General features: G+C 29.7%; 11 protein-coding genes and 2 pseudogenes. 11 read left to right on the forward strand and 2 right to left on the reverse strand.

Annotated features, from left to right (window positions below; translation table 11 throughout):
- Positions 1-12 precede the first annotated feature (12 nt).
- The 3 genes from IR152_RS13370 to IR152_RS13380 are packed head-to-tail and all read left to right on the forward strand — an operon-like array spanning position 13 to position 3,533.
- A complete protein-coding gene (locus IR152_RS13370; RefSeq protein WP_227452444.1) occupies positions 13-468 on the forward strand; it encodes an S-ribosylhomocysteine lyase in 456 nt (151 codons plus the stop codon).
- The gene (locus IR152_RS13375) at positions 458-1,183 is read left to right on the forward strand and encodes a vitamin B12 dependent-methionine synthase activation domain-containing protein (RefSeq protein WP_227452445.1); all 726 of its coding nucleotides are present in this window, start codon (positions 458-460) and stop codon (positions 1,181-1,183) included. The genes IR152_RS13370 and IR152_RS13375 overlap by 11 nt, the downstream gene beginning before the upstream one ends.
- Positions 1,155-3,533: a homocysteine S-methyltransferase family protein gene (locus IR152_RS13380; RefSeq protein WP_227452446.1), complete on the forward strand. Its 2,379-nt coding sequence runs from the start codon at positions 1,155-1,157 to the stop codon at positions 3,531-3,533. Before IR152_RS13375 ends, IR152_RS13380 begins: the two co-directional genes overlap by 29 nt.
- Before the next feature lie 204 nt (positions 3,534-3,737).
- Here IR152_RS13380 and IR152_RS13385 read toward each other — a convergent pair whose 3' ends face one another.
- On the reverse strand, positions 3,738-4,967 hold the full coding sequence (locus IR152_RS13385; protein ID WP_227452447.1) for an aminopeptidase: 1,230 nt from the start codon (positions 4,965-4,967) through the stop codon (positions 3,738-3,740).
- Between the two features lie 454 nt (positions 4,968-5,421).
- Positions 5,422-5,571, reverse strand: a complete 150-nt coding sequence (locus IR152_RS13390) for a hypothetical protein (protein ID WP_107612679.1) — start codon at positions 5,569-5,571, stop codon at positions 5,422-5,424.
- 257 nt (positions 5,572-5,828) lie between these two features.
- Here IR152_RS13390 and IR152_RS13395 point away from each other — a divergent pair.
- The 8 genes and pseudogenes from IR152_RS13395 to carA (IR152_RS13430) form a co-directional block, all read left to right on the forward strand.
- Positions 5,829-5,927 (forward strand): annotated as a pseudogene (locus IR152_RS13395) (transposase); the annotation flags it as partial.
- 1 nt (position 5,928) lies between these two features.
- A pseudogene (gene tnpB / locus IR152_RS13400) lies at positions 5,929-7,043 on the forward strand (IS200/IS605 family element RNA-guided endonuclease TnpB).
- Between the two features lie 443 nt (positions 7,044-7,486).
- Complete coding sequence (locus tag IR152_RS13405; RefSeq protein ID WP_227452448.1) at positions 7,487-8,401, forward strand: nitroreductase family protein; 915 nt, start codon at positions 7,487-7,489, stop codon at positions 8,399-8,401.
- 24 nt (positions 8,402-8,425) lie between these two features.
- On the forward strand, positions 8,426-9,058 hold the full coding sequence (locus IR152_RS13410) for a DUF1847 domain-containing protein (RefSeq protein ID WP_227452449.1): 633 nt from the start codon (positions 8,426-8,428) through the stop codon (positions 9,056-9,058).
- A gap of 374 nt (positions 9,059-9,432) precedes the next feature.
- Complete coding sequence (gene pyrF, locus IR152_RS13415) at positions 9,433-10,149, forward strand: orotidine-5'-phosphate decarboxylase (RefSeq protein WP_227452450.1); 717 nt, start codon at positions 9,433-9,435, stop codon at positions 10,147-10,149.
- Between the two features lie 25 nt (positions 10,150-10,174).
- Positions 10,175-11,218, forward strand: coding sequence for a glutamine-hydrolyzing carbamoyl-phosphate synthase small subunit (gene carA, locus IR152_RS13420; RefSeq protein WP_227452451.1), 1,044 nt, complete (start codon positions 10,175-10,177; stop codon positions 11,216-11,218).
- A gap of 52 nt (positions 11,219-11,270) precedes the next feature.
- Positions 11,271-14,477, forward strand: a complete 3,207-nt coding sequence (carB, locus tag IR152_RS13425; RefSeq protein ID WP_227452452.1) for a carbamoyl-phosphate synthase large subunit — start codon at positions 11,271-11,273, stop codon at positions 14,475-14,477.
- Between the two features lie 257 nt (positions 14,478-14,734).
- A complete protein-coding gene (gene carA, locus IR152_RS13430) occupies positions 14,735-15,784 on the forward strand; it encodes a glutamine-hydrolyzing carbamoyl-phosphate synthase small subunit (RefSeq protein WP_227452453.1) in 1,050 nt (349 codons plus the stop codon).
- Positions 15,785-15,959: the final 175 nt, after the last annotated feature.

Consider the following 15,959-nt stretch of genomic DNA (forward strand, 5'->3'; position numbering starts at 1 on the left):
GAGGATTAAATAATGGAAAAAGTAGAAAGTTTTAAATTAGACCACACAAAAGTAAAAGCTCCTTTTGTAAGAAAGTGTAGCGTTCTTGATGGAGTAAAGGGAGATAAAGTAAGTAAGTTTGACTTAAGATTTTTACAGCCCAATGTAGAGAGTTTTGGAACTGCTGCTATGCACGGTTTAGAGCATCTTTTAGCTACTTATTTAAGAGATACACTAGATGGTGTAATAGATTTATCTCCAATGGGATGTAGAACAGGCTTTTATTTAATACTATGGGGAGATGTAGATGCTAATACAGTTAAAGTTGGTTTAGAAGAAGCATTAAAAAAAGTTCTTGAATCAGATAAAATACCAGCAGCTACAGCTATAGAATGTGGAAACTACAGAGACTTATCTTTATTTGGAGCAAAAGAATATGCAAAAGATGTTTTAGATAAAGGATTTTCTTTAAATATATATGGAGAATAATTTAATTGGCAGAGAAAATATAAACATAAATCAAAGTGAAGTTTTAAGATATTTACAATATAGGGGTCAAGAGATAGATAAAGACCTTAGAGATACTATTGGTGAATGTATAGCTATAACTAAAAATAAAATAAATCCTAGATATCTATCTAGGATTTATCCTATTAAAATAAATAAAGATAATATTGTAGAATTAGAGGGGACAAATTTAAATTTAGAGAGTAAAGATATATATGAACTTTTAAAAGAATGTAGTGAATGTGTAATTATGGCAGCTACTATAGGAATAGATATAGAAAAAGAAATAAAGAGATATTCTTACTCAGATTTAACAAAAGGACTAATAATTGATTCATGTGGAACAACAGCAATAGAAGAAGTGTGTGACATTGTTCAAGATAATGTAGAAAAGGTTTTTTTAAAACAAAATAAATTTATAACTATGCGATATAGCCCAGGGTATGGCGATTTACCAATAGAGAAAAATATAGATATATTAAACGTTTTAAATGCTCAAAAGCAAATAGGTCTAACAATTACTTCCAATGGAATTATGATACCTAGAAAGTCGGTAGTGGCTATAATAGGTATTTCTAATACAAAGATAGATAAATCTAAGAAAGAAAAATCGTGTGAAAATTGTAAAAACTATAGAAATTGTACATATAGAAAAGGAGCGAATTCTTGTGGAAATAAAACAATATATGAAAAATAATATATTAATATTTGATGGTGCAATGGGAACAATGCTTCAGCAGAAAGGTTTAAAGTTAGGTGAAAATCCAGAAGTATTTGGCCTTCAAAATCCAGACAAACTTATAGAAATACATACAGCATACTTAGATGCAGGTTCAAATGTAATTCTTACAAATACTTTTGGATGTAATGAATTAAAATTATATAAGTATACAGTAGAAGAAGTGATTGATAGTGCTGTTTCAGTGGCTAGAAAAGCTATAGAAAATGTAGATAATACTAAACCTAGATATGTAGCATTAGATATTGGTCCTATAGGAGAAATGCTAGAGCCTATGGGGACTTTAAGCTTTGATAAGGCATATGAAATATTTAAAAGACAAGTGCTACAAGGTGTTAAGTCTGGAGTTGATGTAATAGTAATAGAGACTATGATGGATTTATATGAAGCTAAAGCAGCTGTATTAGCAGCTAAAGAAAATTCTGATTTACCTGTTTTCTGTACTATGACATTTGATGAAGGCGGAAGAAGCTTTACTGGATGTATGCCAGAATGTATGGTGGCTACTATAGAAGGATTAGGTGTAGATGCAATAGGAGTAAATTGTTCATTAGGACCAAAACAGCTTTTACCAATAGTTGAAAAAATAGTATCAAGAGCTACAATACCTGTGATGGTTCAAGCAAATGCAGGTCTACCAAATATAGTTGATGGAGAGGCTATATATGATGTTGATGCAAAAGAATTCTTTGAAGGGGTTAAAAAGTTCGTTGAGGTTGGAGCTACTATAATAGGTGGATGTTGTGGTACGAATCCAAGCTTTATAAAAGAAATATCTGATAATATAAATTCTGTTACTAAAGGAAGTATCAAGAAGATTGACAAATGTGTGGTTTGTTCACCATCAAAATTTGTAGAAGTAGAATCGCCTACAGTGATTGGAGAAAGATTGAATCCTACAGGTAGAAAACCTCTACAAGAAGCATTGAAAAATGAAAACGTAGATTATGCGATAAATTTAGGACTAGAACAAGTAAATGCTGGAGCACAAATATTGGGAGTGAATGTTGGTTTACCAGAGATAGATGAAAAAAAATTAATGCCAAAATTAATAAAAGAAATTCAGGCAGTAGTAGATACACCTTTACAAGTCGATTCTTCCAATGTAGAGGCGTTAGAGCAAGGTCTTAGATATTATAATGGTAGAACAATAGTAAACTCTTTAAATGGCAAAGAAGAGTCTTTAGAAAGCATATTACCAATAGTCAAAAAGTATGGTTCATGTGTGGTTGGACTTACACTCGATGAAAAAGGTATACCTAAAAAAGCTGAAGAAAGATTTGAAATAGCAAAAAGGATAGTTGATAGAGCAGTTTCTTATGGGATAAAACCAAAAGATATATTTATAGATTGTTTATCATTAACTGTTTCAGCACAACAAGAAGAAGCAATAGAGACTATAAAGGCTATAACAATGGTAAAGACACTAGGAGTAAAAACTATATTAGGTGTTTCAAATATTTCATTTGGTCTCCCAAATAGAAAAGCACTTAACGCTTCTTTTCTAACATTAGCTTTAGGGGCAGGGCTTGATTTAGCAATTATAAATCCAAATGAATGCAGTATGATGGAAGCTATCAATTCTTTTAAAATATTAAATAACACAGATAAAGGATGTGTAAACTATATAAATCAATATAGTAATATAAATAATTCAAAAAAATTGGATTCGTCTACGAAGATTGACAAAGATTTGTCTCTAGATGTTTTAGTTGAAAGAGGATTAAAAGATGAAGCAAAAAATGTAACATTGAATCTTTTGAAAGAAAAGGATGAAAATTATATATTAGATGAGATTTTAATTCCTGCTCTTGATAAGGTAGGAAAAAGATATGATAGTGGAGATATATTTTTACCACAATTGATTCAATCAGCAGAAACGGTAAAAGTTTCATTAAATACAATAAAGGAAGTTTTATTAAGTAAAAGTAGCAATAATGTATCTAAAGGAAAAATAATAGTTGCTACAGTAAAAGGTGATATCCATGATATTGGAAAAAATATAGTAAAAATAATGCTAGAAAATTATGGATATGAGGTTGTAGATTTAGGTAAAGATGTCCCTATTGAAGAAGTAGTGGAAGTTGCTAAAAAAAGAAATATAAAATTAGTAGGATTAAGTGCACTTATGACTACAACTGTTCAAAGTATGAAAGATACAATTCAGGCATTGAGAGATAATGAGATAAATGCAAAGGTATTTGTAGGTGGTGCAGTTTTAACAGAAGAATATGCTGAAGAAATAGGTGCTGATTATTATTCAAAGGATGCAAAGTCTGCTGTTGAAATAGCAAAGTTAAATTTTTAGCATGTAAATTAAAATAAAGGTTTTACTAAATAGGATATTTTATATATAATATAAATATAAGTTTTAGATACTTATGTTTAAAACAATAGGAATTAATCTATAATAATGAGATTAATTAATATAAAAAATATTTATCATCAACATTAAAAAGGGCTGGGAAGTCTGGTATAACTTCCATCAGCCCTTTTTAGTTAAAATCATATGTTAAAAAGCCCAATTACCATTTTTAAAAATCTGTATTTGCTTCCCATCATAAGTCTCACCAATAATATCCATATCAGCAGAACCAATCATAAAATCTACATGTGTTAAACTGTCATTTACACCATATTCATCTAATTCTTCATCTTTTAAATTGTTTCCACCTTCTAGACAAGTTTTATAAGCAGAACCAATTGCAAAGTGGCAAGAAGCATTTTCATCGTATAGAGTATTATAAAAAATTATATCTGTATTGGATATTGGTGAGTTGTATGGAACAAGAGCAACTTCTCCTAAATAATGAGAGCCTTCATCCGTTTCAATAAGTTTTTCTAGTGTATCTAGTCCATTTTCAGCAGAGAAATCTATTATTTTACCATCTTTAAAGGTTAAAAAGAATTTGTCGATTATGTTTCCACCATAAACAAGAGGTTTTGTACTATAAACAGTTCCATTTACTTTAAACTTATGTGGCATTCCAAAAATCTCTTCAGTTGGAATATTCGGATTAAAACTTATTCCATTAGGGTCTTTGGATGCTCCACTTAGCCAGATATGACCTTTTGGTAAGTCTAGAGTCAAATCAGTTTTTGAGGATTTATATTTTAAAGTTTTAAAGTTATTTTTATTTAGAAAGTCCATTTTAGACTTAAGATTTTCATTATGCTCTTCCCATGCTTTTATAGGGTCTTGACCATCTACTCTTGAACATTTAAATATAGCATCCCACAGTTTTTCTATTGCTTTATCTTCTGATAAATTTGGAAACACTTTTTTTGCCCAATCTTTTGTTGGAACAGAGACGATACTCCATTTACATTTATCAGTTAGAGTATAAGAACGCCATTCTTTTAAAGCTTTTCCAGATGCCTTTTGAAAATTTGCAACTCTTTCAGGGTCAACATCTTTTAGTAAGTCAGGATTTTGGGCGTAGACTGATAAAAATGCTCCACCTTCTTTTGCTATATCTACATATTGTTCTGCTGTCCATTTTGGGAACTCATGAAATGCTTCATCTGGAGCATATAAGTACTTAATAAGAGTGCTTTCTTCGTCAGACCACTCTATATATACATTTTTAGCACCACATTTATAGGCTTCCTTAAGTGCATTTCTTGCAAAATCAGCACATTCTATTGGTGACTTTATAAGTAGAGTTTGACCTGGCTGTATGTTAACTCCAACTTTTATTGCTAACTCAGCGTATTTTTCTAAATTTCTATTTAAATTCATATTTATCCTCCTATATTTTTAATATTGAATAACTTATAAAGTATTATAACATTACTTATGTTTTTAATATTGAACAACTTATAAAATATTATAACTTTACTTAGATTTTGGGTCATATTCAAAATATTTATACTTTATAGATTGAGAAATAAAAAAATATTTTAATTAAAACAGATTATGAGGATAACAAACTTATTTAAGCAGTATGTTTTTTTGTTGATTAAAAAATAGCTACGTACACTCGTGACTTTAGTCATGAGTTAGTAGCTAAAATAGTCAGCATATAGGGAAACCTATATGTAGAGATAGGATAGAACCTATCCAATACTACTTGAATTGCTAAAAACCCCTAAAGTTAACCAAACTAAAACATAAGGATGAAATAAACCTAAGTGTGAAAGTTACGAAAGTAGAAAAAATTGGTTAGATGGTATAAGGTTAAACCCTAAGTACTTTAAAATGGGCAATCAGCAGGTAAACTCCGAATAGGAGAAACTTCAACGACTATTCCTCTTGAGGGAAGTACACTACAAGTTATCGGTAGTGGAAGTGTGTAGACCTTAACGGATAATGCCGAAGGATAAGATATAGTCTGTGCTTGCATGAAAGTGTAAGAAGTTCATAAGAGAACTTCATAGGTAGTAGCGAACTTATGTGAACGACAACCTCAAAAATGATAAAAGTAAAGACTTACGGTTCTTATATAGGTTATTTAAAAATAAATATAAAAAACCTTCAAAATACTTGTTTTAAGTAATTGAATATTTTAATCTTATGATAGGTGATGAAAAGTAGAAGTTACTCATGGTAGAGGATATGCATATAGTATGTCAAATATAGACATCCAGTATTATGGGGAGACATCTTTGGAATCCTAGTTATTTCGTTGCTACTGTATCAGAAAATACAGAAGAACAGATAAGAAAATATATTAATAATCAGAAAAAGCAAGTAAAGTGAGGTGGTAGTAGTGGAAAAAGCTTATAAGTTTAGAATATATCCAAATAAAAAACAGCAAGAGTTAATTAACAAAACTTTTGGATGTTGTAGATTTGTATATAATAAATATCTTGCTAAAAGAATAGAAGTTTATAAAAACGATAAAGAAACTTTTACTTATAAACAGTGTAGTTCTGATTTGACCAACTTAAAAAAAGAATTAAAATGGCTTAAAGAACCTGACAAATTTTCACTACAAAACGCCTTAAAAGATTTAGATAATGCATATGAAAAATTCTTTAAAAAAAAGGCAGGATTTCCTAAATTTAAATCAAAGAAAATTAATAGATTTTCATATAAAACTAACTTTACAAATGGAAACATTATGTATTGTGGTCAACATATAAAACTACCTAAACTTGGTATGGTTAAGATAAGGGATAAACAAGTACCTCAAGGTAGAATACTTAATGCTACTATATCTAAAGAACCAAGTGGTAGATATTATGTATCATTATGCTGTACTGATGTAGACATTGAAGCATTTGAAAATACTAACAATCAAATAGGTTTAGATTTGGGAATTAAAGAATTTTGTATCTCAAGTTGTGGAGAATTTATAGAAAATCCTAAGTATCTTAAGAAGTCATTAAACAAACTTGCTAAATTACAAAGAGAATTATCGAGAAAAACAATCGGTAGTTTAAATAGAAATAAAGCAAGATTAAAAGTTGCAGGACTTCAAGAACATATAGCTAATCAAAGAAATGATTTTCTACAAAAACTATCTACTAAATTAATAAAAGAGAATGATATTATTTGCATAGAAGATTTACAGAGGATATGATTAAAAATCGTAAACTATCTCGCTTAATTTCTGATGTGTCATGGTCAGAATTTGTTCGTCAATTAGAATACAAGGCTAATTGGTATGGTAGACAAATTTTAAAGGTGGGTAAATTCTTTGCAAGTTCACAAATATGCAATAAATGTGGGTATAAAAACGAGGAAGTTAAAAACTTAAATATAAGAGAATGGATTTGTCCTAGTTGTAATGAAACTCACGATAGAGATATAAATGCAAGTATAAATATATTAAAAGAAGGATTAAGACTAATAACAATTCAAAATAAATAACGTATGTAAGAACCGTAGGAACTACGGGGATGGCCTGTGGAGAATTAGTAAGACATATTTTAGTATGCAAAATTCTATGAAGCAGGAACCTTGTGACTTTAGTCATAGGAGGTTCAGAATAGTATTAAAGTAGAAATAAAAATACTTTTTTAGTGAAAAGCTATACAAGAATACCAAAAAAAACTTATAATATAATAATGAGATAGATATTTATAAATGAAAAAAATTTTTATAGAAAATCAAATAAAAAAATTATGCTAATGTATAGACATTGATAAGGTAGAATTTAAGCCTTTTGAATGCTATATTAAACTAGAGTAGATATTCTTATGAATTTCAAAATAGGGCAGGAGGAAAAAGGAAATAAAACTATAAAAAATATAAAGTATTTATATAAATTTATAGAGTTTATACGTCAGAAGATTTCAGTTAGGAGGGCATAAATGGAGCTTTATGAAGCCATTTTTTATAGAAAATCTGTAAGAAATTTTTCTAGTAATAAGATAAAAAAGCCATTAATGGAAGAAATAAAAAGAAGTTGTAAAAATTTAGAATACTTAAATGAAGATTTAAATATTAAAGCACATGTTGTTGATAGAGGGCATATAATACATTTTTTAATGGGTAAGGAATGTAAAGTAAAGGCACCTCACTATATAGTAGTTACATCAGATAAAGGTGAAGACTATTTACAGAATATAGGATTTGCTACAGAAGGTGTAGTTTTACGTCTTACAACATTGGGAGTAGCTACTTGCTGGTTGGAAGGAAACTTAAAGAGAGAAGATATATTAGAATTTGTGGATATTGGGAATAAGAACTTTGAAGAAGATGAAGAAGATGATTTAGACTATTTAGCTGGATTAAAAACAGAAGTAGAAGATGAAAACAAAATAGAGAATCCTTATATAATAATAGCTTTTGGATATCCAGCAAAAAATGAAGATTTGTTTAGGACAAGATATGCTAGACCTGATAGAAAGCCAATAAAAGATATGATAAATAAGATAAATAGGAATAGAAAATGGAAAGAAGTATTAGAATTGACAAGAAGGGCTCCATCTGTAAAAAATTCTCAACCATGGTATTTCCATAAGGATGAACGAGGTCTTCATTTATTTGAAAAGAAACCTAAGAAACACTGTGAAGATATGAATAAGGTTAGCTTAGGTGTAGGTTTAAGACATTTTGATATAGCTTGTATAAAAAATAAAATAGATGTTTCATATGAAAAACTTCCTATAAGGAATAAAATAGGAAAATCATATTTTATAACTGTAGTTGAGCATGTGAAACCAGAAGAAGAAATCCAAGAAGAAAATGTAAGTCGTGAAAAAGAAGAATCACAAGATGAATAAAATTTTGGAAGGTGGATATTGGATATGTATAAGTGCGGGAAATGTAACCTTAGAGGCTGTTCTGATGGAAATATGGATAAGTTAATGAAGATATGTCCAACTAGAGAAATTGAGCTACAACAAAAAGCAAAGCAACTTTATGAAGAAGAAGAGAATAGAAAAATAGCTTATAACGCTGGGCTAGTTGAAGCAGAAGGATACTGTGAATATACTAGACTAAAAGAAATTATAGAGTTTGCTAAGAAATGTGGTTATAAAAAGATTGGTATAGCATTTTGTATTGGATTAAAAAGAGAAATGCAAACAGTACAAAAGATATTTGAACATCATGGATTTGAAGTATTTTCTGTTATATGTAAAAACGGAGCAATGCCTAAGAGTACAGTTGGACTAGAAGCATCTCAAACAATATCAAAGTGTGCAGATGAAATAATGTGCAATCCAATAGGACAAGCTTTATTTTTAAATGAAGCTAAGGTTGACCTTAATGTAATTCTTGGATTATGTGTTGGTCACGATACTTTAGCCATGAAATATATGGAAGCTCCTATAACAACTTTAGTTGTCAAAGATAGAGTAACTGGGCATAATCCAGTTGCTGCAATATATAATGCAGAATCATATTTTGAGAAAAAATTGTTTGATAAAGAAGAATAATTCAAAGACTTATTGACATAAAAAGCAATTAGTGGTTTAATTATAAAAAAGATAAAACTTTAAATTATCCTAGTGATACATAAAGTTATATAAATAAAGAAAAATATTACAGCTAAATTCCTTAAAGTAGTCCAGAGAGACTAAAGGGTTATAGATAATGTTAATATATAACCTCTAGTAAATCTTCTAGAGGTTTTTGATGAGTATAAAATAAAAATTTAAATATAATAAAGTCTTTTAAACTAGTCCAGAGAGACTGGGAAAGATATCTCATAGCTAAGAATTGAGTTATGTATAGATAAAATCCTTGTGCCTCTTTTGGTGTAAGGATTTTTTTATGAGGATTTAGGCTTTATTAAAAAGGAGATGTAAAAATGATAAATGGAAAAGAGAAGTTGATAGTTGCAATTGATACTGACGAATTTGATAAAGCTAAAGAACTAATAGACAGATTAGAAGATAGTGTAGACATATTTAAGGTAGGGCTAGAGCAATACGTTGCCACAAAAGGTAAAACAATAGATTATCTTAAAGAAAAAGGTAAAAAAATATTTTTAGACCTTAAATTCCATGATATCCCAAATACTATGAAAAGTGCAGTGAGAGCTGCAGTGAGAGATAATGTTTGGTTAATGACAATACATGTATCAGATATGGAAGGAATGAGACAATGTGCACTAGTTGCTAAGGAAGAAGCAGAAAGATTAAATATAGAAAAGCCATTAGTAGTTGGAGTAACGGTTTTAACTTCATTAAGTAACCAAGATTTACAGGACATAGGATGTAATATGACAACAGAAGAGTTAGCTATAAAGAGAGCTAAACTGGCAAAAGAAGCAGGAATAGATGGGGTTGTTTGTTCAGCTCAAGAAGTTGATAAGATAGTAGAAGCATGTGGAACTGATTTTATAACAGTTTGCCCAGGAATAAGACCTAAATCAGCAGAGGTTGGAGACCAAAAAAGAGTTGTGACTCCATCAGATGCAATAAAAAGAGGTGCTCATTATTTAGTTGTTGGAAGACCTATAACAAAAGCAGAAAATCCAAGAGAATCAGCTATTAATATTGTAAAAGAAATAGAAAATGCTTAGATAAAATATTTGGGAGGTAGCTTACATGAAGGGGAAATTAATTTTAGAAGATGGAACAGTATTTGAAGGAAAAGCATTTGGATATCTAAAGGAAACTGTTGGAGAAGTTGTATTTAATACTTCAATGGCTGGATATGGAGAAATATTGACAGATGCAACTTATTATGGACAAATAGTTACTATGACCTATCCACTTATAGGAAACTATGGAATAAATTTAGAAGATGTTGAATCAAATAAGGTACAAGTAAAAGGACTTATTGTAAGAGAAAAAAGTGATAACCCAAATAATTTTAGATGTGAGATGGATATAGACACATATCTAAAGCAAAATAAGGTAATAGGACTTGAAGGAATAGATACAAGAGCATTAACTAAAATTATTAGAAACAATGGAACTAAGAGAGGAATTATAACTTTAGAAAATACATCGTTACAAGATGTTCAGTCTAAACTAGAAGAGCATTGTAACAAAGATTCAGTAAAAAATGTTACGAGAAAAGAAATTGAAAATATCAAAGGTACTGGTGCTAAGGTTGTAGTTATAGACTTTGGTGTTAAAAATAGTGTACTAGAGTCTCTTAAAGCTTGCAACTGTGATATAACTATAGTACCAGCAATGACTACAGCAGAAGAAATTTTAAATATAAATCCTGACTTAATCTTACTATCTAATGGACCGGGAAATCCAGAAGATGTAAATGATATAGTTGAAAATATAAAAAACTTAGTAGGCAAAAAGCCATTGACAGGAATAGGTTTAGGACATCAAATTTTAGCATTGGCATTAGGAGGAAAGACTTCAAAGCTTATATTTGGACATAGAGGAGGCAATCATCCAGTTAAATGTTTAGAAACTGGAAAAGTATTTATAACTTCTCAAAATCATGGATATAATGTTTCAGAAATGCCAGAAAATACAGAGGTAACTCACATAAATTTAAATGACAATACTATAGAAGGAATGAGACATAAAGAATTGCCAATATATAGTGTTCAGTACATTCCAGAATACACAACAAAAGAAGATTTAGATTGTATATTTAATAAATTCTTAGCATTAATATAGATTTAGTATTATTTACAGATAGTAAAAACCATTTAGATAAGGAGAAAAATTTATGCCTAAATTAGATAGTATAAAGAAAACTTTAGTATTAGGGTCAGGACCAATAATAATAGGTCAAGCAGCGGAATTTGACTATTCAGGAACACAAGCTTGCCAATCTTTAAAAGAAGAAGGAATAGAAGTTGTATTAATAAATAGTAATCCAGCTACAATAATGACTGATAAAGAAGTGGCAGATAAAATATATATAGAACCATTAACAATAGAATTTATAGAAAAAATAATAGAAAAAGAAAGACCAGATAGTTTACTTGCAGGTATGGGTGGACAAACAGGGCTAAACTTAGCAGTTGAACTTTATGAAAAAGGCATACTAGATAAATATGGAGTGAAGATAATAGGTACTTCAGTAGAATCTATCAAAAAAGGTGAAGATAGAGATATATTTAGAGAAGTAATGAAAGAAATAAATCAGCCTGTAATAGTTAGTGATATAGTTACAGATTTACAAGCAGGTCTTGATTATGCACTTACAATTGGTTATCCAGTAGTTGTAAGACCAGCATACACACTAGGTGGAACTGGTGGAGGTATAGCTGAGAATGAGGAAGAATTAAGAGAAATACTTTCACATGGACTACAATTAAGCCCTGTTGGACAGGTATTAATTGAAAAGAGTATAAAAGGCTGGAAAGAAATAGAATATGAAGTAATAAGAGATTCAAAGGGAAATTGTATAGTTGTATGTAATATGGAGAATATAGACCCAGTTGGAGTTCATACAGGAGATAGTATAGTTGTTGCCCCAACTCAAACTTTAAGTAACAAAGAATGTGCGATGCTTAAAAAAGCATCTTTAGATATATTAAATGCAGTAGAAGTTCAAGGTGGATGTAATGTTCAGTTTGCATTAAATCCACACAGCTTTGAATATGCAGTTATTGAGATAAATCCAAGAGTTAGTAGATCATCAGCTCTAGCATCAAAAGCTACAGGATATCCAATAGCTAAAGTTTCATCAAAAATAGCTTTAGGTTACACTTTGGATGAGATAGAAAATGCAGTAACTAAAAAAACTTATGCTTGTTTTGAACCAACTATAGATTACGTAGTAGCAAAAATACCAAAGTGGCCTTTTGATAAATTTAAAAAAGCAAATAGAAAATTAGGAACTAAGATGATGGCAACTGGTGAAATCATGAGTATAGGAAGCAACTTTGAAGCTGCTATTCTTAAAGGGATAAGATCGCTTGAAACAGGAAAATATTCATTAGTTCACACACCATCTGAAGAGAGAAGTATTGAGGAGTTAAAGAAAAGAGTTGTAGTACCTGATGATGAGAGACTATTTGATTTAGCTGAAATGATAAGAAGAGGCTATAAAGTAGAAATGATAGAGCAAATTACAGGTGTAGATAAATGGTTTATAAATAAATTTAAATGGATAGTAGAGCAAGAAGAAAAACTAAAAGTTATGAAGATTGAAGATTTAACGAAAGATTATCTTCTTGAATTAAAGAAAAAAGGATTCTCTGATAAGGGTATATCTGACTTAATGAAGATAAGCCCAGAAAAATTATACGAATTGAGAAGTCTATATAATATAAAGCCAGCATATAAGATGGTTGATACTTGTGCAGGTGAGATAGATGCTATATCTCCTTACTATTATTCAACTTATGAGCAATATGATGAGGTAGTTGTTAGTGATAAGAAAAAGGTGATAGTATTAGGTTCTGGTCCAATAAGAATAGGTCAAGGTATAGAATTTGACTATTGTTCAGTTCATTGTGTAAAATCTTTAAGAAAAATGGATATAGAAACTATAATCATAAACAATAACCCTGAAACTGTAAGTACAGATTTTGATACATCAGATAAGTTATATTTTGAACCATTAACAGAAGAAGAAGTTTTAAGTATAATCGAAAAAGAAAAACCAGAAGGTGTAATATTACAGTTTGGTGGACAGACAGCTATAAAATTGGCTAAGTTCTTACATGAAAAAAATATACCTATATTGGGTACTGATTTTGATGATATAGATGCAGCAGAAGATAGGGAAAAATTTGATGATTTACTAGAGAGACTAGATATAAATAGACCAAAAGGAAAAGGTGTATGGTCACTTAGTGAAGGTATTGAAGTTGCTAATGAATTAGGTTATCCAGTATTGGTTAGACCATCTTATGTACTTGGTGGTCAAGGTATGGAAATAACTTATAACGAAGAAAAATTATCTCAATACCTACAAGATGCATTTGATAGAGACCATAAGAATCCAGTACTTATAGATAAATATCTAACTGGTAGGGAAATAGAAGTAGATGCTATATGTGATAAGGAAGATATATTAATACCTGGTATAATGGAACATTTGGAAAGAGCTGGGGTTCACTCTGGAGACAGCACAACAATGTATCCAAGTCAAAATATTTCTGATGAGATAAAAGAAAAGATAGTAGAATACACTAAGAAGATAGCTTTAGACCTTAATGTACTTGGTATGGTTAATATACAGTTTATAGAATTCCAAAATGAATTATATATAATTGAGGTTAATCCTAGAGCTAGTAGAACAGTTCCATATATAAGTAAAGTGAGTGGAGTACCAATAGTTGACTTAGCGACTAAGTGTATGTTAGGGTCTAAATTAAAAGATTTAGGATATGGTACAGGAGTTTACAAAGAGCCAAAATTAGTATCAGTAAAAGTGCCAGTATTCTCAATGTCTAAATTATCTAAGGTTGAAGTAAGTCTAGGACCTGAGATGAAGTCTACAGGAGAAGTTCTAGGCGTAGGAGAAAATTTAGAAGAAGCTTTATATAAAGGATTCTTAGCGGCAGGTAGACATATGTCTGATGAAAGAGGAGTAGTACTTGCTACTGTCAATAATCATGATAAAGATGAATTTATAGAGATAGCAAAAGATATGAAAGAGTTAGGATATACTTTTGTTGCTACAGAAGGGACAGCTAAGAGTCTAAGAGAAAGTGGAATAGAAGCTGATATAGTAAATAGAGTAGAAGAATCTAGACCAAATATACTAGATGCTATAAGAAATAAACAAGTTGATATAGTAATAAATACACCAACTAAAGGAAATGACTCTACAAGAGATGGGTTTAAGATAAGAAGAACGGCCATTGAATTTTCTACTGAAATAATGACATCTTTGGATACACTAAAAGCTTTAGTAGAAGTTAAGAAAAAACATTTAAACAAAGATGAGTTAAAAGTTTACAATATAGCTGAATAGAAATTAAGTTGATTGTGTAGTTCAATAACTTAATTATTAAATTAAAAAAAAGAGGTTATTTTTTCTATGAGTTTTTACTTTTGAGATAACTTCTTTTTTTTAAGAAATTTGTAGTATAATAGAAAAAGATAAAAAATAAATGTAAATAAGTATAAAACTAGAATGTAAAAGTGAAAAATAGATATAGATATTTAAAAGCTTATATTTAGTTAATGTTCTTTAGCTTGCCTAAAGAGAATTATAGGAGGTACTGTAATATGAAAGCAAGGTTAATATTAGAAGATGGGACAATTTTTATAGGAAAGGCATTTGGATATTTAGAAGAAAGTGTAGGAGAAGTAGTGTTTAATACTTCTATGATAGGATATGGTGAAGTTTTAACAGACCCTTCTTACTATGGTCAAATAGTTACTATGACTTATCCTCTTGTAGGAAATTATGGTATAAATTTATCATCAGCAGAGTCTGAAAAAGTGCAAGTAAAGGGATTTATAGTAAGAGAAAAAAGTGATTCTCCAAGTAATTTTAGATGTGAAATTGATATAGACCAATATTTAAAACAAAATAAAGTTATCGGTTTTGAAGGAATAGATACAAGAGCTTTGACTAAAATACTTAGAAATAATGGAACAATGAAAGGGATAATTACATTAGAAGACAGTACGTTAGAAGATGTTAAACATAAATTGGATAAGTTTTCAAATACAGAAGCAGTTAGAACAGTTACAAGAAAAGAAGTAGAGCATATAAAAGGAAATGGTCCAAAAGTAGCTGTTATGGATTTTGGAGTTAAAAGAAATATATTAAAATCATTTATAGCTCGTGGATGTGATATAACAATATTTCCAGCTACAACATCTCCAGAAGATGTATTAAGTATAAATCCTGACTTAATATTCTTGTCAAATGGACCTGGAGACCCAGAAGACCTAGAAGATGTTATAGAAAATATAAAAGCTCTTATTGGTAAAAAGCCTATAGTTGGAATCTGCTTAGGACATCAACTTTTAGCTTTAGCTCTTGGAGGAAAAACTGCTAAGCTTAAATTTGGACATAGAGGTGGAAATCATCCAGTTAAAGATTTAGAAGAGGGAAAAGTATTTATAACTTCTCAAAATCATGGATACTATGTTTCAGAAGTTCCTGAACAAATGAAAGTGACGCATATAAATTTAAATGATAATACTGTTGAAGGAATGAGACATGAGAAGCTAGATGTATACAGTGTTCAATACCATCCTGAGGCTTGTCCAGGACCAAAAGATAACGACTATATTTTTGATAAATTTTTAGAGTTAGCAAAATAAATAGTATTAGAATGTATAACTAGAAAATAAGAATAACTTAAATCAAAAAAGTTTGATTTAATTAACATAGATGTATATAATGAGTAAACTTAAATTTAAAATGAAATAAAGTAATTAAAATTGATTATATAGATGATGAAGATAAGAGCTGTGAAAATTGTTTAGATAAGGAGAA

The sequence above is a fragment of the Clostridioides sp. ES-S-0108-01 genome (genome assembly GCF_020662285.1).
GTDB lineage: Bacteria > Bacillota > Clostridia > Peptostreptococcales > Peptostreptococcaceae > Clostridioides.

What these genes read in the sequence shown, in the direction of transcription:
- carA (WP_227452453.1), top strand. Translation starts at nt 14,735, where the DNA reads ATGAAAGCAAGGTTAATATTAGAAGATGGGACAATTTTTATAGGAAAG.
- carB (WP_227452452.1), top strand. Translation starts at nt 11,271, where the DNA reads ATGCCTAAATTAGATAGTATAAAGAAAACTTTAGTATTAGGGTCAGGA.
- carA (WP_227452451.1), top strand. Translation starts at nt 10,175, where the DNA reads ATGAAGGGGAAATTAATTTTAGAAGATGGAACAGTATTTGAAGGAAAA.
- IR152_RS13390 (WP_107612679.1), bottom strand. Translation starts at nt 5,571, where the DNA reads ATGCAAGCACAGACTATATCTTATCCTTCGGCATTATCCGTTAAGGTC.
- IR152_RS13405 (WP_227452448.1), top strand. Translation starts at nt 7,487, where the DNA reads ATGGAGCTTTATGAAGCCATTTTTTATAGAAAATCTGTAAGAAATTTT.
- IR152_RS13410 (WP_227452449.1), top strand. Translation starts at nt 8,426, where the DNA reads ATGTATAAGTGCGGGAAATGTAACCTTAGAGGCTGTTCTGATGGAAAT.
- IR152_RS13375 (WP_227452445.1), top strand. Translation starts at nt 458, where the DNA reads ATGGAGAATAATTTAATTGGCAGAGAAAATATAAACATAAATCAAAGT.
- pyrF (WP_227452450.1), top strand. Translation starts at nt 9,433, where the DNA reads ATGATAAATGGAAAAGAGAAGTTGATAGTTGCAATTGATACTGACGAA.
- IR152_RS13370 (WP_227452444.1), top strand. Translation starts at nt 13, where the DNA reads ATGGAAAAAGTAGAAAGTTTTAAATTAGACCACACAAAAGTAAAAGCT.
- IR152_RS13385 (WP_227452447.1), bottom strand. Translation starts at nt 4,967, where the DNA reads ATGAATTTAAATAGAAATTTAGAAAAATACGCTGAGTTAGCAATAAAA.